The organism is Paenibacillus sp. VTT E-133280 (genome assembly GCF_002264385.1).
Lineage (GTDB): Bacteria > Bacillota > Bacilli > Paenibacillales > Paenibacillaceae > Paenibacillus_AQ > Paenibacillus_AQ nitricinens.
On sequence record NZ_NFUX01000040.1, the window covers coordinates 50,275 to 67,198 of the forward strand.

Below are 16,924 nucleotides of genomic sequence, written 5' to 3' on the forward strand. Positions count from 1 at the left end.
CTATGTAATCTTGTGATGGAAACAATGGGGCTCTTCCTTAGGTCTATTCAGACTTTTTGGAACAGCCCTTTTTTATGATTTGAACCTAATATCCATCTATTCTTTCGTCGTCCCCGGACGATCCTTAAAAGCTAGCTCAAACAACCCCGTCGCAGATAAACCAGCCACCCCCCCAGCCCAAAGGCGAAGGACGATATCCAGTTCGGTAAAAGGATACGCTGCCGCTCCGATGAGCAAACCTATTAATAGTCCAATAATCGGGACTGCATTACGCGGGATATTGATACTATTTTTGACCAATTGAACCAGAGCCAGTACGAATACAGCTAATATAGAAGCAAACGCCATAACATCATCTAAAATCTCTATAGTTTCCATGTTAGATACCTCCTTAGTGAATACTTGTAATCTCAACCGTTCTAGTGGCGGAATTATAACCTACCTGTGCGCCTAGCGCTTCTGCAATAACACGTACGGGAACGTAGGTTATACCTTTTTCAAGCACTCCATCTGCAATCTTAACCCCGTTAACCTTTACGACAGCAATAACCTCGCTCTTCAATTCTTCCTCCACCTTCCGATTGATGATCTTGTACGCGGCCTCCACTGCGGATATTGAGGGCTTGCCCCCTGCACGTAACTGAGTGAGCGTTAAGCCAAACGTCATTTGAAAATGCGGGTAGTCCTTAAAGCTCGTCCAATCGCCTCCCCACTCAAAGCCCAGTGTCTTCGCCTCTCTCACAACCTCCTGCCAATCTGCAATCTGGTTGTTATTACCGTCCCGGCACATATCCCATGACACACTCGATCCACTGGGTAACAAAAGAGCAAAGTCTACGGCTAATCCATAATTGTGGTAGCTGTACCCGCCACGCGCATTGGTCACAATCGCTCCAGGCTTAGTGCGTCCTTGTGCGTAAAGAGCATCCTGCTCCGCAATTGTGCGAAGTCCTTGCGTAATGAGAATGGAGATGTTGAGTTTGTAGCAACGTTCGATTAGAGCAGTAGCAGCGGAACGGACTATGGGGTGTAGGTTGGTTAAGCGTTTACTTGATTTTTCTTTAATTTGGGACAATGTGAGCATCTATACCCCTCCTTTAAATAAAAAGGCAATAATAGCAAAGATAGTACCCGCCAGAACGTATTTAAGTAGATCAACAAACACTTTTCGTTCGCTCTTACTGTCCGTCTGAGATTGTTGCAATAGCTGGAACACACGTGAGTCTAAAGTGTCCCAACGCCTCATAATCTCGTTAAATTGAATTTTCATTTCTATTGTTGATTGTTTAATTTGCTTCACATCTTCCTCATGGCGTGATTGTTTTTCTTTTAATATTAGAAGCTCATTACTAAAACTTAGATGTTCCGTTCCAAATCTAAAAATCTCGTCTTGGATGACTACAAGTCTATTTTCAACATCTTCTAAACGGTGCTCAATGGGCGCTGCTTCAGCATCGCCTCCTCCTGAATTTACTCCCACAATGGTCATATAACAGCCCCCTTCTAAAGTGATAAATAAAACAGCCCTCGTAGCAGATACAAGGGCAAAATAAAAGCGCCTACTATATGGCGCTATCTGTAATCTCTATAGCTTGCTCTGATGTGATCTTGTTGGCAGTTACAAATACTTGAACTTGATCCTTTGAATAACATCCTGCGTCATAATAGCTTTTAATGATTGCGTACCAATCCATTATAATACACCTCCCGTTACAAGAGTGCGCAGCAAGTCGGCGTGGTCTTGTTCCGCCTGGTTGAGTCTAGCCTGTGTTTGCGCTAGTTCTAGCGTCAGCCCGGCATTATCGGACTCCACAAGCTTGATACGCTCGGACATAGGTACTTGATATACAAGCGCTTGCGGCTCGTCTGGTTCGATGTTAGGGTCAGGATAGCTAAACTCCAATCTTCCCGTTTCGATGCTTACCTTGTAGCCGCTGCACGCTGCAAAGTCTTGCTTGTATTGCTCGTAATCAAGCTCTAAGCACCCCACCGTTTCCGCTACGCGCTCGGCTAGTGCTTTATAGACTGTCAAATCCAACGCCTGTGTTGTCTCCACCACATCGCCGGACCGCTCTCCGGTATCAACTAATACGTTACCTGTGACGTTATCATAATAAATTTTTCTGCCTATTTGCATTTATATTCACTCCCTTTCTTAGCCCCAAGCCACCCATTTATATTCTTGAGCTACAATCTGATTATATGAATTAGTTACGGTAATACCGCCTGCAGTAGGTGTAAAAGTAACCGGTATACTGCTGCCGCCGACTGTAACACCATATATATTGCCTCTTATAGTTATAGCATCATCAACCCAAAAACCATTCACATTAGTCCATCCAGTTGTGCTAGCTTCGTTGTAAGAAAAGGTGAATACTTTTGGAGTAAAACTTAGCCCTGTAATTGTTATTGACCCACTCCCCCAAACCATTCCTCTTGCGGATTGAAGAGGTTGTAATGTTCCAGTCACACCAAAAATAGAAACACCAGCACGAATGTTCCAAGGTACATAGTTACCGTCTGTCGATATAATCGCACCGAATCCCATACTATTTAAGCCCTCTTTATAAAATCCTGTAGGTGGTGATACTACTAGACTTCCCGCGCTATCACCTCTAGTGTTTTTTGATGTGATATATCCCCCATTGTGAGGATACGCTGAATAATCAGGTATCCCGCCAGCCATACCTAGAACAGTTTTTCCTCCTAAGAAATTCTGTGGCAACAGGTCGGGAGCCGCCGCTCTCACCCAAACATCCCCCTCATATGCAACAGCACCCCCTCCACCTGGGTTTGGTTTTAAATATACATAATTTTGACCATCACCAGCTGAATATGCACCAACAGTTTGGTCAGAAGCTACATGATGCCCACCTGTGCCACTTGCACCGTTAGTTGAATTTCTTAAGGGCAAAGTACCAGCAGTACCAGCGATTGTAGTTCCTGCAAGCACCTTATCTGCTGGCACCGTAACAGCTGCAACCGTGATAGCTGCATCATAAATTCCGGCTGCCTTAACGACAGCAGTTGCTCCTGGAGTGACCGTACCACCAGCTTGAACCGGGAGTGTGCCTGTAATATCCCCTGCGTCTGTTGCCGCCGTTTTTCCTGCGCGAATGTCTCCTGCTACCGCATTACCAGAGCCACCCGCGCTATCTGCCAAAAAATCCGTACCCACACGCCGGAACGTATAAGGTTTCCCAGCGATGAGCTTCCCAGTTGCATAAGCTACGCCTTTTTGATCTTTAAGAGGCGCCGCTGCAAGTCCGTTAACACTGAGCGTAGGGCTTGCACCATTGGTTACGTGTGGAACGATAGTGATACCGAATCCATCCGGGATTGTCGTAGGCGCTGGGGCTAGAACTGCACTATAAGCTGTAGCTGTGCCACTAGTGGCAGCATACCCCGGCTGACGAATATAGTCCGCTTTTCCCGCCGCGACCGCTGCGTCCGCTTTTGCCTGAGCGCCAGCTGGAGTCTCTTTAGCATTCCACGCCGTCTTTTCAGCATCTGTAACAAACCGATTACTAGCGTCTTGAACAATAATAGCTGCTGGGTGGGTAGCTGGGTGGGTATAATTCGTTGCCCCCGTAGCAACCCCCGCCAACTTCGTTTTCTCAGCTGCGGTGTAATCATTCGTGGACAGCTGCTTACCAGTAACCTTATCAACTTTGCCATTAACGGAATTATCCAAGATATCCATATTTCCGTTCAGATCGGTAATATCAACGATATCTGTTCCCTCGGGCTTCTTTAATCCCAAATTTCCTGTGGTTTGCATGTGTCACTCTCCTATCTATAAGTTCGTAATTCGTTCCATGTCTTACTGTGAGCATTCTCCCAAGTCAAAACCTTAACGGAGTCCCACCAGGTATAGCTGAACACAAATTCATAAGCCAAATGCGCAGGTTTAATCTCTTCGATGATTTGAATCAACCCTGCCATATTGGGAGGAATGCCCAGCGTACTTACAAAATGGATCTCAAAACGATACTCATCAGGCACTTCTTTCACTTCAACCACGCCACCCGAAAAAGCGGACGCCGTCCGCTGGATCATCTCCGGCGTTGTTGTCCCGTTTCCACGCAGCTTCGCCTTAATCATCTCTCGGCGTGTGGCATATGACTTAGATGAATCAATATTTAGTCCAAGCTCAGCTTCCCAACGTCCAAGGCTTACCGTTGCCGTTTCAACAAATGCCTGATCCAGTACATCTATAGTACCTACCTTCAGTCCACCAATTTCTAGCCCGATGGTCTCCTGAAGCTTCTCCATTTCGCGGACATCTTTATAATAATCCGGCAAATACTGCATTAGATCAGGCGCCTCGACTTCACCCGGATGATTCGAATCTTCATCTGCGGAATACAATAATTCGCTGAATAAAGAGCTGCCGTAACTCATCCTCACACCCCCTTCAGTTGATTCCAGGTTAGGGGCCCTTTGGGCAAATAATCATGTGTATGCGCCGCTGGAGGAAACACGGATGGCTTCCCCGCTACCCCCGTCCAAGCTACACTATCCGCTTGTTGCGCAAAATCCACCTTGCCATTGTTATTCGTATCGTAAATGCTTTTCAGCATGTCCCCGGTACTTTGTGCCGCAACTAGCAAGACATTCCCAGCAGCAGAACCGATATATAGCTTACCAGTGTCAGTACAGTAGCCAAGCTCACCAATAGCCAGTGCGCCAATCGCACTTTCCAAGCCGCGGCGTATTTGAATCAATGTCTTTAAAGCCATTGTCCCGCCCCCTAGAATGTTCCGCCATCAATACTGGCTACAGTAAGTTTATTGCCATTCGCAGCATCATAAATGATGCTGCTTCCATCCACACTTACAGCTACACCGGTTCCATCTACAGTGATCCCTTTTCCAGCTGTAACCGCAATCGCGTCTGCAGTAACCGTGATCCCGTTGCCTGCACCAATATTCAGCGTCACAGCATCGGCCTGACCACCACCAATCAGTCCGTTTCCAGCTGTAATGGTCTGTAACGCACCACCCGTGCGAACCCATGCGCTGCCATTCCAGCTATAAATCTTCTGCTCATCATCGACATAAGCGGTCCAGCCTACGGCAGGAACATAAAATACCCATGCAGCAGATTGGTACTCAACAATTTGATTCGTTTTCCCCGCCCATGCCCCGATTGCCCCTGCTGGAATAATATATCGATCCCCCTCAACCGGACTGGCAGGTGGAGCCAGCAGGTTCTGATCTTTTACCGACGCTTGCGGTTCGATGTTATGCTTGGCCAGCTCAATTTCATTTTTAATCTTCTGTGCAGACCACAAGTCTGTAATCGTAGTCCCGGCATCATTGATCGTCCGATGCTTGGTCACATCGTCAATGTGAGTCTTAATCTCAGCCGCAGTCTTTACGTTCGTACCATCTGATACTTTGTTGATATGTCCCGCACTAATATCCGCTTTAAGCACCTTCGCATAAGTTGCTCCATCAGCGATATCGTCAATTGTACCTGTCAGATCGCTAAGCTTCTGCGCATTCACCCGCCGCCAAGCAGCCCCATCATCAAAATATAAATATCCGCTATTCGTCCCCGTAGTCACGTAATACAAACGGCCAACGGCTCCTGCAACCGGACGCGAAGCTTCTGGACCCGATAGCGCCCTTCCGACCATGGAATTAGACGTGCCGTCACCAATATAAACTTCCTTAGTATCACTGCAAAAACCAAGCTCACCCGCCTTCAAGACTCCATAACTCGTTAGTTCAGCCTTAGTACCCCGCTTTATTTGTATGGTCTGTGCCATTTTACACCTCTCTTCTAAATGATCCTCCGTCAATCTGGCCCTTGCTCTTATAACGCTCTAGTTCACTTTGTACGGCTGTAAGGCTACCTTGCAAACCATTAATATCCTCTGCTTCAACGGTATCGCCGGGGGTTTCGTAAGTCACATAAACCTCTGGCACATCGGCAAAAATCTTAATCAACCGCCGCCACGGCGCCTCATCCGGAAAAGACACCGTAAAATTACGTAGTTCAATCCCTGAATACTGTGATCCTGTGTACACGGCGATGGTCTGATTATTAATGTTGTCATGCGCAAGCACACCATTGTACATGCCATTTTCAAGCGGTAATCTCTCTTCAATTACATAGCTGCCACCGTTTGCTTTTTTATTAAGCTTGTCTTGAAATATATCAATCTGCTCTGGATACCCCATGCTACACCTCCAGTAAAACATTGCCGAACAACGGTACTTCTTCTACGTTCAACATTACGTTGCCCGCTCCACCGTTCAGCTTCAGCTCACTGTAATCCGCGACTCCCTCAGTAGCTAGCAATAGTGCCCCGATTACAGACTGACTGATATAGGTTGCTGAAAAAGCCTTCTCTTTGCGATAGCTCTCAAGAATTACTTTGAATTCTTCATTAACAACTTGCAGCGCATAGCCTGATGCGAGGGTTACTTTTGCACTTATATTGATACTTTTGCCCGTTGCCGAGGCAACCGTTACAACAGCACCCACAGGGGCTTGTCCTTCGCCCGCTCCTGAGACGGGATCGATATATTGCTGAACCTTCGCTGCTAGCAGCTCAGAAGCAGGACGTTTCTCGGCATCTACGATGATCACCTTCACCGTCTTTGGACCGTTCCATAACGGAAAAACACGTGCAGCCCCCACCCCCACAACCTGCATCGCCCACTCCATATAGTGATATTTATTGCCGCTAGTAGCTGGGCGCCTGGCTGAATCCAAATAACGTTGGCGTAGCGATTCATCGGTTTCTTCGTTCTCTCCGGGAATCAATAGAGCAGCTATTTCCCCACGCGCAAGGTCTGAAATATAATCCACTGGCAGCAAAGAGCCGAAGTATCGACTTCCTTCTTCTCCAGCAGTTTCACTTTCCAGCCGATACACTCCAGGAGATAACTTCTCCACGGCAATATAATTCAGCATATCGAGAGAGAAGCGGCTGCCTAGAGGAACATCCACAAATCCTCCATCCGCTTTATAAAAAATCCCCTTCAGCTGCGCCTTACTCGCTTCACGCCTTACAATTCCTGACCAGGCGATACTTCTCTCCAAGTACTCTCCGGTAGCCGTATCTGCAAAATACAGATTATTATTCACATCCAGCTCAATGTACATCTGCGCAAGCTCTGCTGCTGCTGGAGCAAGCGCGTCATAAATGATGCTGCCCTCGCGTTTATCCAAACCTGACGGAACCCGGTCCAGCATTCGCTCCAAAAGAGCCTCATACGTCTGATCCTCATACATCCTCATTCCACTCCTTTCTCAGCTGAAAATTGCCATAACGTGTGACCACCTTACAATCAAAAGTTAGATTATCCCCGTTAAAAGAAACCTCAATATTTTCTAAGCCAAGGATTCGTTCATCCTGAAGTAAAGCCTCACTAACGACACGTCTGATTTCAGCTCTGACCAGCAGCCGATCCTTACCCAGAACCAGCTGCCACTCTGTTCCGTAATCCGCACTGTAAATCAGATGTTCAAATCTATCGGTTCGCAGAATTTTGGCCGCTGCCTGCTGCACGGCCTCAAGTCCATCCGCTTGGCCAGTAATCCTTCTTCTGTCCCAATCCATTCGGTAGGTTAGACTGGGGCTTTCCCCACGCTCAAGGTTGACCTCGCCTTCAAGAAGAGCAGTTATCGGTCCAGCTTTTCCAATCGCAGGAATCATATCGGACTCACCAGCCGATCCAGTACAATATAGCTTTGTCCACCCTGCATCCGAACCATCAGAACCCGATCACCAGAGGCAAGTCCTCGACGCACTACTACTTCTCTACCCTCTAGCTCGATTTTGCTTTCCATTACCGATTCAGGCAGTACTAGCGCATTCCCCGATAAAATAAAACGTTGATCCACCTGGATCTGCAAAGGAGCTGCCTCCGTTACCGTCCCATAAGAAAAAGCCACGGGATTTGTATTTCCCACGGCTCCTAAGCTTGCTTTTTTTATAATATCCAACATCATCTCTACACCACCTTTATATCGAGGGACATCGTATGCTCCCCACCGGAAATCTTATGACTGCATTGATCCACCAGAAACACCTGAGTCTTAAATTCATCAAGCAGGACATAAATGAAATTACCAGCCCTTACGCGCATATCACCAATCGCCTGTACGGAGAGACTAAGCTTTTCACGGTTGTGCATTTTCAGCAGATTATTTGCCTTCTCCTGAATTTGTGCAGCATTCGCTTTGTCATCGGCCTTCTGATACAAGTGCAGGATTCCCCAGCGTTTCACATTGTCCTTATCACTAACCGGAAAGAAATCACGCTTACCAGACTTCTCATTATCCTTGTAAAGAAAGATCGTGTTGTACGTATCATCATCAATACTTTTTTTGAGAGAATAATCATACAGATAATTCCCCGCTCCCAGCACCAGATTAAGCAGCATAGACTCCGGTTTACGCAGTGTAAGCTTGCCAAAATCATCGTAAAAAGCCATCAACCGCCCCTTAAACTGAAGCTCACTGCCGATCGCTCCCATAATGATGTCCAGCAGCTTTTTGTCATCCTCGATTAAAGAGGGAATCCGGTACTCTGTATTCTCAAGCACACCTGTCTGCAGTCCGTAGTCTTGCGTTATTTTTTTGATAACATCACTAGCCGTAACATCCTGCAAAACATAACTGCCATTGCCCAGCAAATAACGCATCTGATCATAGGCAGTCAGCTTAATCTCCTGATCCGAGCCTGTATCAATGCTGAACACAAACCCGTAAAATACATCCACATGATCTTTGCTGAACTGAATAATATCACCGTTGCTGATGCCGAACTTGGGATGCTGATAGATTCCACTGTCCACAAGTGTTAATTCTAGCGTTGCCGGTTTTCCTGAGCGGGCCGTTTTCCAAGAAATATCGGAGACGATGCCAGAAATATCCCATAGATTACCTTCCTTATTCTTCACAAGCAGTTCCATAACATCCTCCTACGGCAGCTTAATGACCTTACCGATTGGAAGCTTCCTCAGCTCACTATCTTTAATGCCATTAAGTTTCTGGATTTCTCCACACCTTTTGCCATCCCCAAGCTTTTCTTTAGCAACTTTCCATAGGTTGTCTCCAGATTTCAGGGTATACGTAGTAGGTTTAGGAGTTTCATTCGCCCGCTTCTGCTCTACTTTGACTTCATCGTTGACAACCTTTACAGCTACAGCCTGATAGAATACATACTTTTTGAGAGACAACGAATATTCAATATCCCCTGATGTACCCGCACTGAGCTTCCAAGTGAAGCCTTCGATACTCATAGCCATATTCACACCAAAATCAATCTCTATGGATTTATCCTCACTAGTCGATGATTCCTTTAACCATTTCTTGGCGTCGTTTAGCTTCCCCTCAGCTTTTTTCGTGTCATCCGCATAGCTCACCCCGGAGAATACAAAACGAATAGGTCTGCGACTCGTCATCCACTTCTTAATAAGCTCCACATATTCAAAGGGTCTCTTCAGCCCGTCCTCTTGTACCAATACGAACGGATACCTTTGTGCCGGAAAGATACTTTCGATGGTGATCTCCGTCAGCTTCGGATAAGCAATCGTATTGATCTCACCCAAATCGATAATGGTATAGCTTTTTCCATCCCCGCTCTCCTTGATCTCCAAGGTCTCCGGGTTGACTGGCAGCCGGAATGCATCCGCCTGATTATTAAAACCAAGAAAAATCCCGTACTCTTCCATGCTACGTATACACCCCCTGCGCTGTAGAGACAAACTCCTCGTTCAGCTTTTGCCCGATCTTGTTGATAATTGAATCAATGTCTCCGGCATTGTTAATATTCCCGGTCGTCACCTGCACCGTCGGCGTAAGCTCCACAAAATTCTGGATCGCCTGAATCTCGGCCAGCTCACGCAGCATTTTCAGATCATCACTGGAGATATCTACGGTGTCGTTGATGGAGTCGAGTTGTTTCACTCGGTTGACGGTGTTGAGGTTGTTGCTTTGGTTAGCTAATAGTCCTGATTGTGAGGTTTTTGATCCATTAATTTTCCCGATGGGATTTTCTATTAATTCTTTCGCTTTCCTTCCCATATCACCAAATTTCCCAGCGAAATCCTTTCCCTTTTGGGTGTAAGCATTAACGGTATCCTCATATTCTAAAAATTCTTTCTTCTCAGTGTTTTTTACAGCTTTATTACTTGTTGGGGCAACCAATTGGCCCTTCATATTTTTAATCATTCCGCTCACAACACGGGGTACTTCAGGAGTTATATAATCTATTTTTATATTAGCTAATCCTTCAAATCCTGGTATATTGCTCAAGAAATCTAGTAGCTTCTTAACACCTGGTAACATCTTATTAATAGCATCCGCTACTACCTTCATAAAACCGCCTGCAAAGTTTTCAGCACCAACCGCCATTTGATACATAAGATCCAAGAAGTTAACAGCCAAGTCATAAAAGAGTTTATCAATGGCATATACTGGATCTATGAACAAGTTCTGAAGGAAATCCTTAAATATGATAAATATATTTTGCCAATATATAATAACATTCTGTATATAGACCTTTAACCACCCAAATGCCCCCGCTATAGCTCCAACAACATCGCCCGCAGAAACACCTAACAGTTGAAAAATATAAATAAGTGCTGCAATAACAGCAATGACCACTAAAATAGGCCAGTTGGCTACCATCCATGCTGCTGCAAGCGAATACACCTGCACAATCATAGCTGCTAGATAGACAAATGCTATCGCTTCTAGGAACGGTTTAATCCAGGACCAGTTCTCCTGCACCACTCCTACCAACCATAATATTCCATTAACTACCATACCAATCACATTCGCTATGAAGAGAAACCCATTAGCCATAGCATCTATAATCGGCATCAATTGACCTGAAGTCAGCGCCTCGTTCAAGGTATCCATCACTGGCCTCAAGGCTCCCATTGCTTTCTCACCGATTTTCTTAAGCGCAGCGTCTGTATTGTCATTCAGCTTATTCCAGTTGGCGATATCTTCTGGTTCTGCTGCAGCTTTTACAGCTTTCTCCCCCAAAGACTTAACCGCGTTAAATGGTTTTACCACATCTGCTGTCTTAAGAAATTTCATGATTTTTGAGTCAGGGGATGGTGGAGATGGTGGAGTCGGCGGTTCCTTTCTCAGATTAATTTTAGGAGTAGGGACTGGATCAGCCTTCGTCTCGGGCTTTTTCTCCTCTTCTTTCTTTTTCTCTTTTGCTTTTAATCCCTTCCACCAATTTACCTTCTTCGCTTTTTCTTCTTCTTTCTTGCCCATTTGCTCACTAGGGGAGATACTTAGCGTTCGTAGAGCTAGCTGTTGTGATTGCCCAGCTTGTTGGCTTTGCTCAATAACTATATCCCTGGAAACTACAATTTTAGGAGGGAGACGTTTAAAGCCCTCAAGTAGAGTATCGTTGATGTCCTGCAAAGACTGGTTTACTTGATTCAGAGAACGGCTCATCTCATCATTTGACCGCTTAATAACCACTTGCATTCCCTTGACCAAACGATTAACGATATCCAGATTACTGTTTAGACGAACACATTGTTTATTGACACTCTTCCAGATTGCCAGGGATTTCATCGGTAGCATTACGGCTTTAGATGCTTCTATCTTCATTCATTCACCCCCTCATCTCTTCCTTGCTTTACTCCTCGCCTGATCCCGCTTCTCCTTCTCCACCCGAACAGCGATCATCGCATAAATTGCGGCGCGTTCACGTGTAGACAGCTTCATCAGCTCATGTGGTAAAATGTGCAGCTCGTGGAGGGCGTAGTAAGCCAGGTTGGCTTCACTGTCGCCCCCGTTGATTAGTTTTTTACTTCATCCACCAGCTCGTTCATATCTGTACCGAAGCCATTCAAGGCCTGTACCCGTTCACCCAGCGCAGCGAATTCACCTGGAAGCAGCATTTTACGCAGCAGCGTTTCGGCACCAAGCACACCATAAGAACGCTGCAATTCAGCATTTTTCAGATCCGGATGCACCACACTTGAAGTCATCAGCTTAGCCATATAATCATTCGGTTCGATCTCGGAGGTATACACTCCATTTTTCCCTTTGACCTTACGGGTAGCCGCTTTACGGCATTCCTGATTCTCATCCTCGTTCATACTGCGTAACTTCCAGGCTACTGCATTCCCTTCCTTATCCTTAAAACGCTGCGATACCACAAACTCCTCGGTCGTGTCACATGCTACATTTTGCGCAAAAAACAAACTTAATTCACTCATTGTCTTCCTCCTAAAATGATTTAGTTTCTTCTAGTACTACTAACTAGACAGAGAAGAGACCCACCGCTCACCTGCACGCCCGGGCCTTACTTGCTCCTATCTAGTTGTCTTTATTAGTTTCCGGAGCCTGCTGGAGCGCCAAAAGCTTGCACAATCTGCACGTCTTCAAAGGTAAAGCTCACTTCTTCTTCCAGCGCATCTGATTCTGTATCAAGAGAAGCCATGATGACACTATCAAGGTTCACGCCTTTTAAAATAATGCGTTGTGCTCCAACACTGGACGATGGGTCTTCGTTCGTAACCTCAATATCGAAATATTGATCGACACCTGTATTCATATAATCGAGCATCATCTGGCGGAAACGGCTAGTCATATAAAAAATCGTCATTGAACCACTTCCCGACCATCCAGTCGCTTTATGCTGAACACCACGGCGGCCTAGAGTCTTTACCTCTGCCTTTGTTTTTTCTACCGTAGCTTCAAGCGTCTTCACATAGAACATCTCTTCAGCTTGCGTACCAATCACGGCATACGCACGGCCCTCCTGGCCGGAAATCGTATCACTAGCTTTTAAAAATGCCATCTTAAACCACCTTCACTTTCATATATACTTTTTCTACGGAATCTACCGGTTTCACAGCCACATCCAGCACGATACTATCACTATCCGCACCAGCTACAACGACCACATCTGTCTGCGCGTTAAAGCCCTCAATCGCACCCATATCCTGCAGATCATTCATATAAGTCGCACATTGTGACCAGAACAGAGCCCGTCCATCTTCATTATTAGCTACCTTACCAATGTAGTAGTTCTCAAAAATACGCTTTAGATCATTCGCAATCCCATCCAGCACGCGTAGCACACGATTCTTAGAGAACGCTTTGCCTTTATCCGGAGAGAATGCCGTAAACGTATTAATATCCTGCTCCACCACGGCCCGCCCTCCACTGTAAGTAAAGAGAAGCTCTCCGTTCAGCAAAGCTGCTGTAGTCTCAGAATGACTAAGCCGTACATCCGCGTCAACGGAGTCATCATAACCCTGATAAGTCAGCGATTGATTCACCGCGGCAGCAGCCGTAGCACCCGCCACCCAAGCCACAGCATTGTTGTTATCAATCGTAGTTCCGTCGCTCAGTACTACCCCATTTTTTACGCTAATCACACCTTCGTGACCCGCAGCCGTATAATCCGATAATACAGCCTGAACTTTCTTTCCTTCCGTATCCCGTAGTCGTCTTACCCAAGAGCTATACAGTGCCTTAAGCGTACTATCCTGCGATACTAGTCCAACCGTTTGGAACTCAAGCACCTCAAGAGCAGATAAGAAATCGCTATGTGCACCATTTGTAACTGTACCATTAGCCCCGCCAATCAACGGCATCCCTGCGGTTAGCTTCAAGCCTTCTGCACCATTTTTCTGGAATTGCACATAATCGTTGGAAACTAACTCTTCAGCCGTTCCAACCGTTTGCTTATTCAGCTCAGCTCCACTAAGCAAGGTCTTCACATCAAAAAGAGCATTATTCTCAATATTCTTCTCTATAACAACAGATAGATCGTTTCCGCGTACACCGCCGTATTTAGCAGTTACCTGGAGTCCACTGTTGGTTACCGCCGCTTTAACCCCTTCATTCAATCGATAAAGCAGCAAGGTTCCTGCCCGTTTCAGTGCTTCACGCACTGGTAACAGTGTAGGATGCTCCAAATCAACACCTAGCAGCTTTTTCACATCGTCCTGCGGGGTAAGCTTCATGATCACTCCAGCTTCTCCCCAAGATAAGGCTAGTGCCAAAGCGGTGATCCCGCGTTCTCCCATTTTGCCGATAGTCCCTTGATTGGATGCCACATTTACGTATACCCCAGGGCGCACCTTATTTTGCGTTGTCCATGTTCCACCTGCCATTAGTTCATTACCTCCTTATTTTTGAACAATCCCATAGATTGCTTTGCTTCTTCGATCGTATAACTTTTGTCATCCTGCAAAATAACGTTCAGCACATCCTTTTCCTTAGCCGTAAAAAGCGATGAATTCACAATCTGCTCTTTACCAAAACGATCTCCACTACTCATCTTTGTGCTCATTTCAGTCTTTCTCCTCCTATCATTTGACCCATATTAATGGGGTCAGGCTTCTCACTTTGCAAATACACCATATAGTCCGTTGTAAAAAGCGGCCCATGCCCCTCTTTTCCAGCTTCCCAAGCTTGCCTAGCTACACGAAAGGCTCCGCCATCCTGCTCCATCCCTGCCATTGCCTCACTCAGCTTATCTGCCATTGTCTCAGCTTCCAGCAAGCTGCCTTGCTCATAACGGATACCAAAACGGTACACCGCTAAATATCTGCCTTCTCGCTGGCGATCCAGTGTCGCTGAAATCAGTCCGGGATAAAAATAAGCCGTCTTAGGTGTCTCCCCATCCACATACACAGGCACATTTGGAAAATATCGTTCCAGCGTACTCGTAATGTGTTTTCGTAATTGTTGTACCGACATCACTCCATTCCTTTCTGAAGGGCGACGATTCGCCGATCCTTGATGGTGTTAACCTTCAATCGCATTAACATTAAGAAGACACCCCCTCTACTAAATTTAAGAACAAAAAAGGATACTATCCGCTGTTGGATAATACCCTTCTACACTAGGCCCATGCCAAAAGAATCTTTCACCGCTAGATTTGTTCACATCACCAGTAGGGCTGAACGATTAGCAGAGCATTCATGCTCTTGCGGTGTTCTTTTTGCTTCATTTGCCATGTTATAAATATACACCCCTATTTGCCTTGCAGAGACGGTAGACCGACGAGGTTTACGCTAACTTTGGGATGGTATAGGGCGGTTTTTCGGAGAATCGTTCTATCCATAAAAAAAGACCGCATCATCCGCTCGGACGATACAGTCTTAAGTAACCCTCTATATTTTTTAGGTAATACTAACCTTCTCTTTTTTCACTCTAGGTGCTGTTATTAAGGTGTTAAGGGACAGTAGACCGAGATCCGTTAAAGCCAAAGCCATCTTGTAAAAAGCCTTCGTGCGTATCTTCACGTAAGTGTCCTTACTTACCGGTGGATCAAACACATGATTGTAGATCGTATAATCGTATGTTTCGTCTCTTTTCATATAACGCTCTCTTACTAATTGCTGTTCCCTCGTATCGAGTCTCTCTACCACAGAGTCCATTGCTGAACAAAAAGCTCTTCTAGCAGCCGGTACATCCACATTATAAGAAGCTAACGCAGCAGTCTGATCAGTAACTGTATTCGTAGGGCCATGAAATCTTTCTGTGTAAGAATAAGTAGTACTGGCTTCCTTAGCTTCAAATGTAACGGTCTTAAAAATACGGTATTTCTCTAACATGCTCTCTATAGCGACCTGGGTTCGGCGACGGTCCAACTCTGGTAAGGCGGATAAGTTCATCATTTTATGCACTCCTTTAGGTTTGACAGAATGAGATTAAATTGCGGAAGTTTCCTAAGCAATGTGCTAAAATATATAGTGTTCGTATTCTGTTCGTATTTTTCTATAATATACCACTTCTCTACCAATCTCGTAAAACCCGGTATTCGTCTGTTTTGGGCGAAATAGAATAGATTTCCCTCCATTATCTTGCCTTTTGGCAATAACATGCGCTTTGTTGTTTACCAATTGGCAAAAATGACTTATATTAATAATATAAGCATCATTCTATAAGGAGTGGTTGAGATGACAATAGAATTTGGGGATTACATGAAGGGACTTCGCGAAGCAAAGGGATTAACGATTAATCAATTGGCAGCAGCAGCGGGGATTAGCGGTTCACAAATTTCACGAATTGAAAATGGTCTAAGAGGCGTGCCTAAGCCAACTACTTTACGCAAAATTGCTGAGGCTACAGGCGTCCCTTACGAGGAGTTAATGGATCAGGCAGGCTATTTACAGGAACTTCCCCTTCCAAGCGAAGAGATTGTCCCAGAGTGGGCTACAAGCAAGGATAAGCGTGACTTTCGTAAAATGCTGGAGGATGATGGAGAGCTGATGTTTGATGGAATTCCATTAGACAAGGATGACAAGCAGAGGATAAAAGATGTACTGACCGGATTATTCTGGGAAGCCAAACAGATGAACAAGAGAAATAAATCTAACAACACTTAATAACTACACTAACATGCTGCAGGTGAAGAATATGGATGAACTGATTAATAATCTGATTAAAAAATATAAAACCAACTGTCCATTCGAGCTAGCCTCAGCGCTAGGTATTCACATTCGTTTCATGAACCTTGGGACAGGCACAAAGGGATTATATTACCGAAAACTAAGAAGAAGATTTATCGTCATTCATAATGAGTTGCCAGTTGAGTGGCAGCGCTTCGTTTGTGCGCATGAATTAGGTCATGATCGCCTTCACAAGGGGATTAACCGCTTTTTCCTGGAAGAAAGCTCTTACTTCTCTCCTGGCAAGCTTGAGCGTCAAGCTAACGTTTTTGCTGTAAAGCTACTATCCATAGGCAGTAATCCTGAGCAAGAAGAATCCTGCAAAAGTTATTATCTACGGATTGGCATTCCATCAGAAGTACAGTTTCTTTTGGAAGAATGATAGAACATATGTTATATGAATTTATGCGTGTTTTAATTCTATACATAACAAAAAAAGCCCTTACCGAAGTAAGAGCTATCTAAGAGCAATTAAGCTGAGTATCGGGATGACACGATTTGAACATGCGACC

General features: G+C 45.3%; 24 protein-coding genes. 2 read left to right on the forward strand and 22 right to left on the reverse strand.

The genetic code is table 11. The features are described from left to right. Window positions 1-96: 96 nt before the first annotated feature. The 22 genes from CA600_RS17630 to CA600_RS17740 form a co-directional block, all read right to left on the reverse strand. Complete coding sequence (locus CA600_RS17630) at window positions 97-378, reverse strand: holin (RefSeq protein WP_094871757.1); 282 nt, start codon at window positions 376-378, stop codon at window positions 97-99. 13 nt (window positions 379-391) lie between these two features. After that, entirely contained in the window at window positions 392-1,084 is a 693-nt protein-coding gene (locus CA600_RS17635) for a M15 family metallopeptidase (RefSeq protein WP_094871758.1), read from the reverse strand. After that, window positions 1,085-1,489, reverse strand: coding sequence for a hypothetical protein (locus CA600_RS17640; RefSeq protein ID WP_094871759.1), 405 nt, complete (start codon window positions 1,487-1,489; stop codon window positions 1,085-1,087). A gap of 73 nt (window positions 1,490-1,562) precedes the next feature. Then, window positions 1,563-1,694, reverse strand: coding sequence for an XkdX family protein (locus CA600_RS17645; protein WP_094871760.1), 132 nt, complete (start codon window positions 1,692-1,694; stop codon window positions 1,563-1,565). Next, complete coding sequence (locus CA600_RS17650; RefSeq protein WP_179281651.1) at window positions 1,694-2,137, reverse strand: hypothetical protein; 444 nt, start codon at window positions 2,135-2,137, stop codon at window positions 1,694-1,696. The genes CA600_RS17645 and CA600_RS17650 overlap by 1 nt, the downstream gene beginning before the upstream one ends. 18 nt (window positions 2,138-2,155) lie before the next feature. Beyond that, window positions 2,156-3,781, reverse strand: coding sequence for a hypothetical protein (locus CA600_RS17655; RefSeq protein ID WP_094871761.1), 1,626 nt, complete (start codon window positions 3,779-3,781; stop codon window positions 2,156-2,158). A gap of 11 nt (window positions 3,782-3,792) precedes the next feature. Next, window positions 3,793-4,404 (reverse strand): putative phage tail protein, encoded by a 612-nt coding sequence (locus tag CA600_RS17660; protein ID WP_094871763.1) that lies wholly within the window; start codon window positions 4,402-4,404, stop codon window positions 3,793-3,795. Between the two features lie 2 nt (window positions 4,405-4,406). After that, window positions 4,407-4,742: a hypothetical protein gene (locus CA600_RS17665; protein WP_094871764.1), complete on the reverse strand. Its 336-nt coding sequence runs from the start codon at window positions 4,740-4,742 to the stop codon at window positions 4,407-4,409. Between the two features lie 11 nt (window positions 4,743-4,753). After that, window positions 4,754-5,776 (reverse strand): DUF2793 domain-containing protein, encoded by a 1,023-nt coding sequence (locus CA600_RS17670; RefSeq protein ID WP_094871766.1) that lies wholly within the window; start codon window positions 5,774-5,776, stop codon window positions 4,754-4,756. A gap of 1 nt (window position 5,777) precedes the next feature. Next, window positions 5,778-6,191, reverse strand: a complete 414-nt coding sequence (locus tag CA600_RS17675) for a phosphoglucomutase (protein ID WP_094871768.1) — start codon at window positions 6,189-6,191, stop codon at window positions 5,778-5,780. Between the two features lies 1 nt (window position 6,192). Then, window positions 6,193-7,251, reverse strand: coding sequence for a baseplate J/gp47 family protein (locus CA600_RS17680; RefSeq protein ID WP_094871769.1), 1,059 nt, complete (start codon window positions 7,249-7,251; stop codon window positions 6,193-6,195). Continuing rightward, a complete protein-coding gene (locus CA600_RS17685; RefSeq protein ID WP_094871771.1) occupies window positions 7,244-7,675 on the reverse strand; it encodes a DUF2634 domain-containing protein in 432 nt (143 codons plus the stop codon). The genes CA600_RS17680 and CA600_RS17685 overlap by 8 nt, the downstream gene beginning before the upstream one ends. Further along, complete coding sequence (locus CA600_RS17690; RefSeq protein ID WP_060625196.1) at window positions 7,672-7,968, reverse strand: DUF2577 domain-containing protein; 297 nt, start codon at window positions 7,966-7,968, stop codon at window positions 7,672-7,674. Before CA600_RS17690 ends, CA600_RS17685 begins: the two co-directional genes overlap by 4 nt. Window positions 7,969-7,973: 5 nt before the next feature. Next, window positions 7,974-8,936: an XkdQ/YqbQ family protein gene (locus CA600_RS17695; protein ID WP_094871772.1), complete on the reverse strand. Its 963-nt coding sequence runs from the start codon at window positions 8,934-8,936 to the stop codon at window positions 7,974-7,976. 9 nt (window positions 8,937-8,945) lie between these two features. Further along, window positions 8,946-9,698 carry a LysM peptidoglycan-binding domain-containing protein gene (locus CA600_RS17700; protein WP_094871774.1) on the reverse strand — a complete coding sequence of 251 codons (753 nt, stop codon included), beginning with the start codon at window positions 9,696-9,698 and terminating at the stop codon, window positions 8,946-8,948. A gap of 1 nt (window position 9,699) precedes the next feature. Further along, window positions 9,700-11,604, reverse strand: a complete 1,905-nt coding sequence (locus CA600_RS17705) for a hypothetical protein (protein ID WP_094871775.1) — start codon at window positions 11,602-11,604, stop codon at window positions 9,700-9,702. A 191-nt stretch (window positions 11,605-11,795) separates the two neighbouring features. Then, window positions 11,796-12,218, reverse strand: coding sequence for a phage tail assembly chaperone (locus tag CA600_RS17715; RefSeq protein ID WP_042131197.1), 423 nt, complete (start codon window positions 12,216-12,218; stop codon window positions 11,796-11,798). 113 nt (window positions 12,219-12,331) lie between these two features. Next, the gene (locus CA600_RS17720) at window positions 12,332-12,802 is read right to left on the reverse strand and encodes a phage tail tube protein (RefSeq protein WP_042192125.1); all 471 of its coding nucleotides are present in this window, start codon (window positions 12,800-12,802) and stop codon (window positions 12,332-12,334) included. Between the two features lies 1 nt (window position 12,803). Continuing rightward, window positions 12,804-14,126, reverse strand: coding sequence for a phage tail sheath family protein (locus CA600_RS17725; RefSeq protein WP_094871778.1), 1,323 nt, complete (start codon window positions 14,124-14,126; stop codon window positions 12,804-12,806). Further along, the gene (locus CA600_RS17730; RefSeq protein WP_094871780.1) at window positions 14,126-14,305 is read right to left on the reverse strand and encodes a hypothetical protein; all 180 of its coding nucleotides are present in this window, start codon (window positions 14,303-14,305) and stop codon (window positions 14,126-14,128) included. Before CA600_RS17730 ends, CA600_RS17725 begins: the two co-directional genes overlap by 1 nt. Next, a complete protein-coding gene (locus tag CA600_RS17735) occupies window positions 14,302-14,715 on the reverse strand; it encodes a phage tail terminator family protein (protein WP_094871781.1) in 414 nt (137 codons plus the stop codon). The genes CA600_RS17730 and CA600_RS17735 overlap by 4 nt, the downstream gene beginning before the upstream one ends. A 425-nt stretch (window positions 14,716-15,140) precedes the next feature. Next, complete coding sequence (locus CA600_RS17740) at window positions 15,141-15,635, reverse strand: ArpU family phage packaging/lysis transcriptional regulator (RefSeq protein ID WP_373455893.1); 495 nt, start codon at window positions 15,633-15,635, stop codon at window positions 15,141-15,143. Window positions 15,636-15,920: 285 nt separating this feature from the next. Here CA600_RS17740 and CA600_RS17750 point away from each other — a divergent pair, with 285 nt between their 5' ends. Both CA600_RS17750 and CA600_RS17755 read left to right on the forward strand, forming a co-directional pair. Then, window positions 15,921-16,349, forward strand: a complete 429-nt coding sequence (locus CA600_RS17750) for a transcriptional regulator (protein ID WP_094871786.1) — start codon at window positions 15,921-15,923, stop codon at window positions 16,347-16,349. Between the two features lie 31 nt (window positions 16,350-16,380). Continuing rightward, window positions 16,381-16,794, forward strand: coding sequence for an ImmA/IrrE family metallo-endopeptidase (locus CA600_RS17755; RefSeq protein WP_094871793.1), 414 nt, complete (start codon window positions 16,381-16,383; stop codon window positions 16,792-16,794). Window positions 16,795-16,924 lie beyond the last annotated feature (130 nt).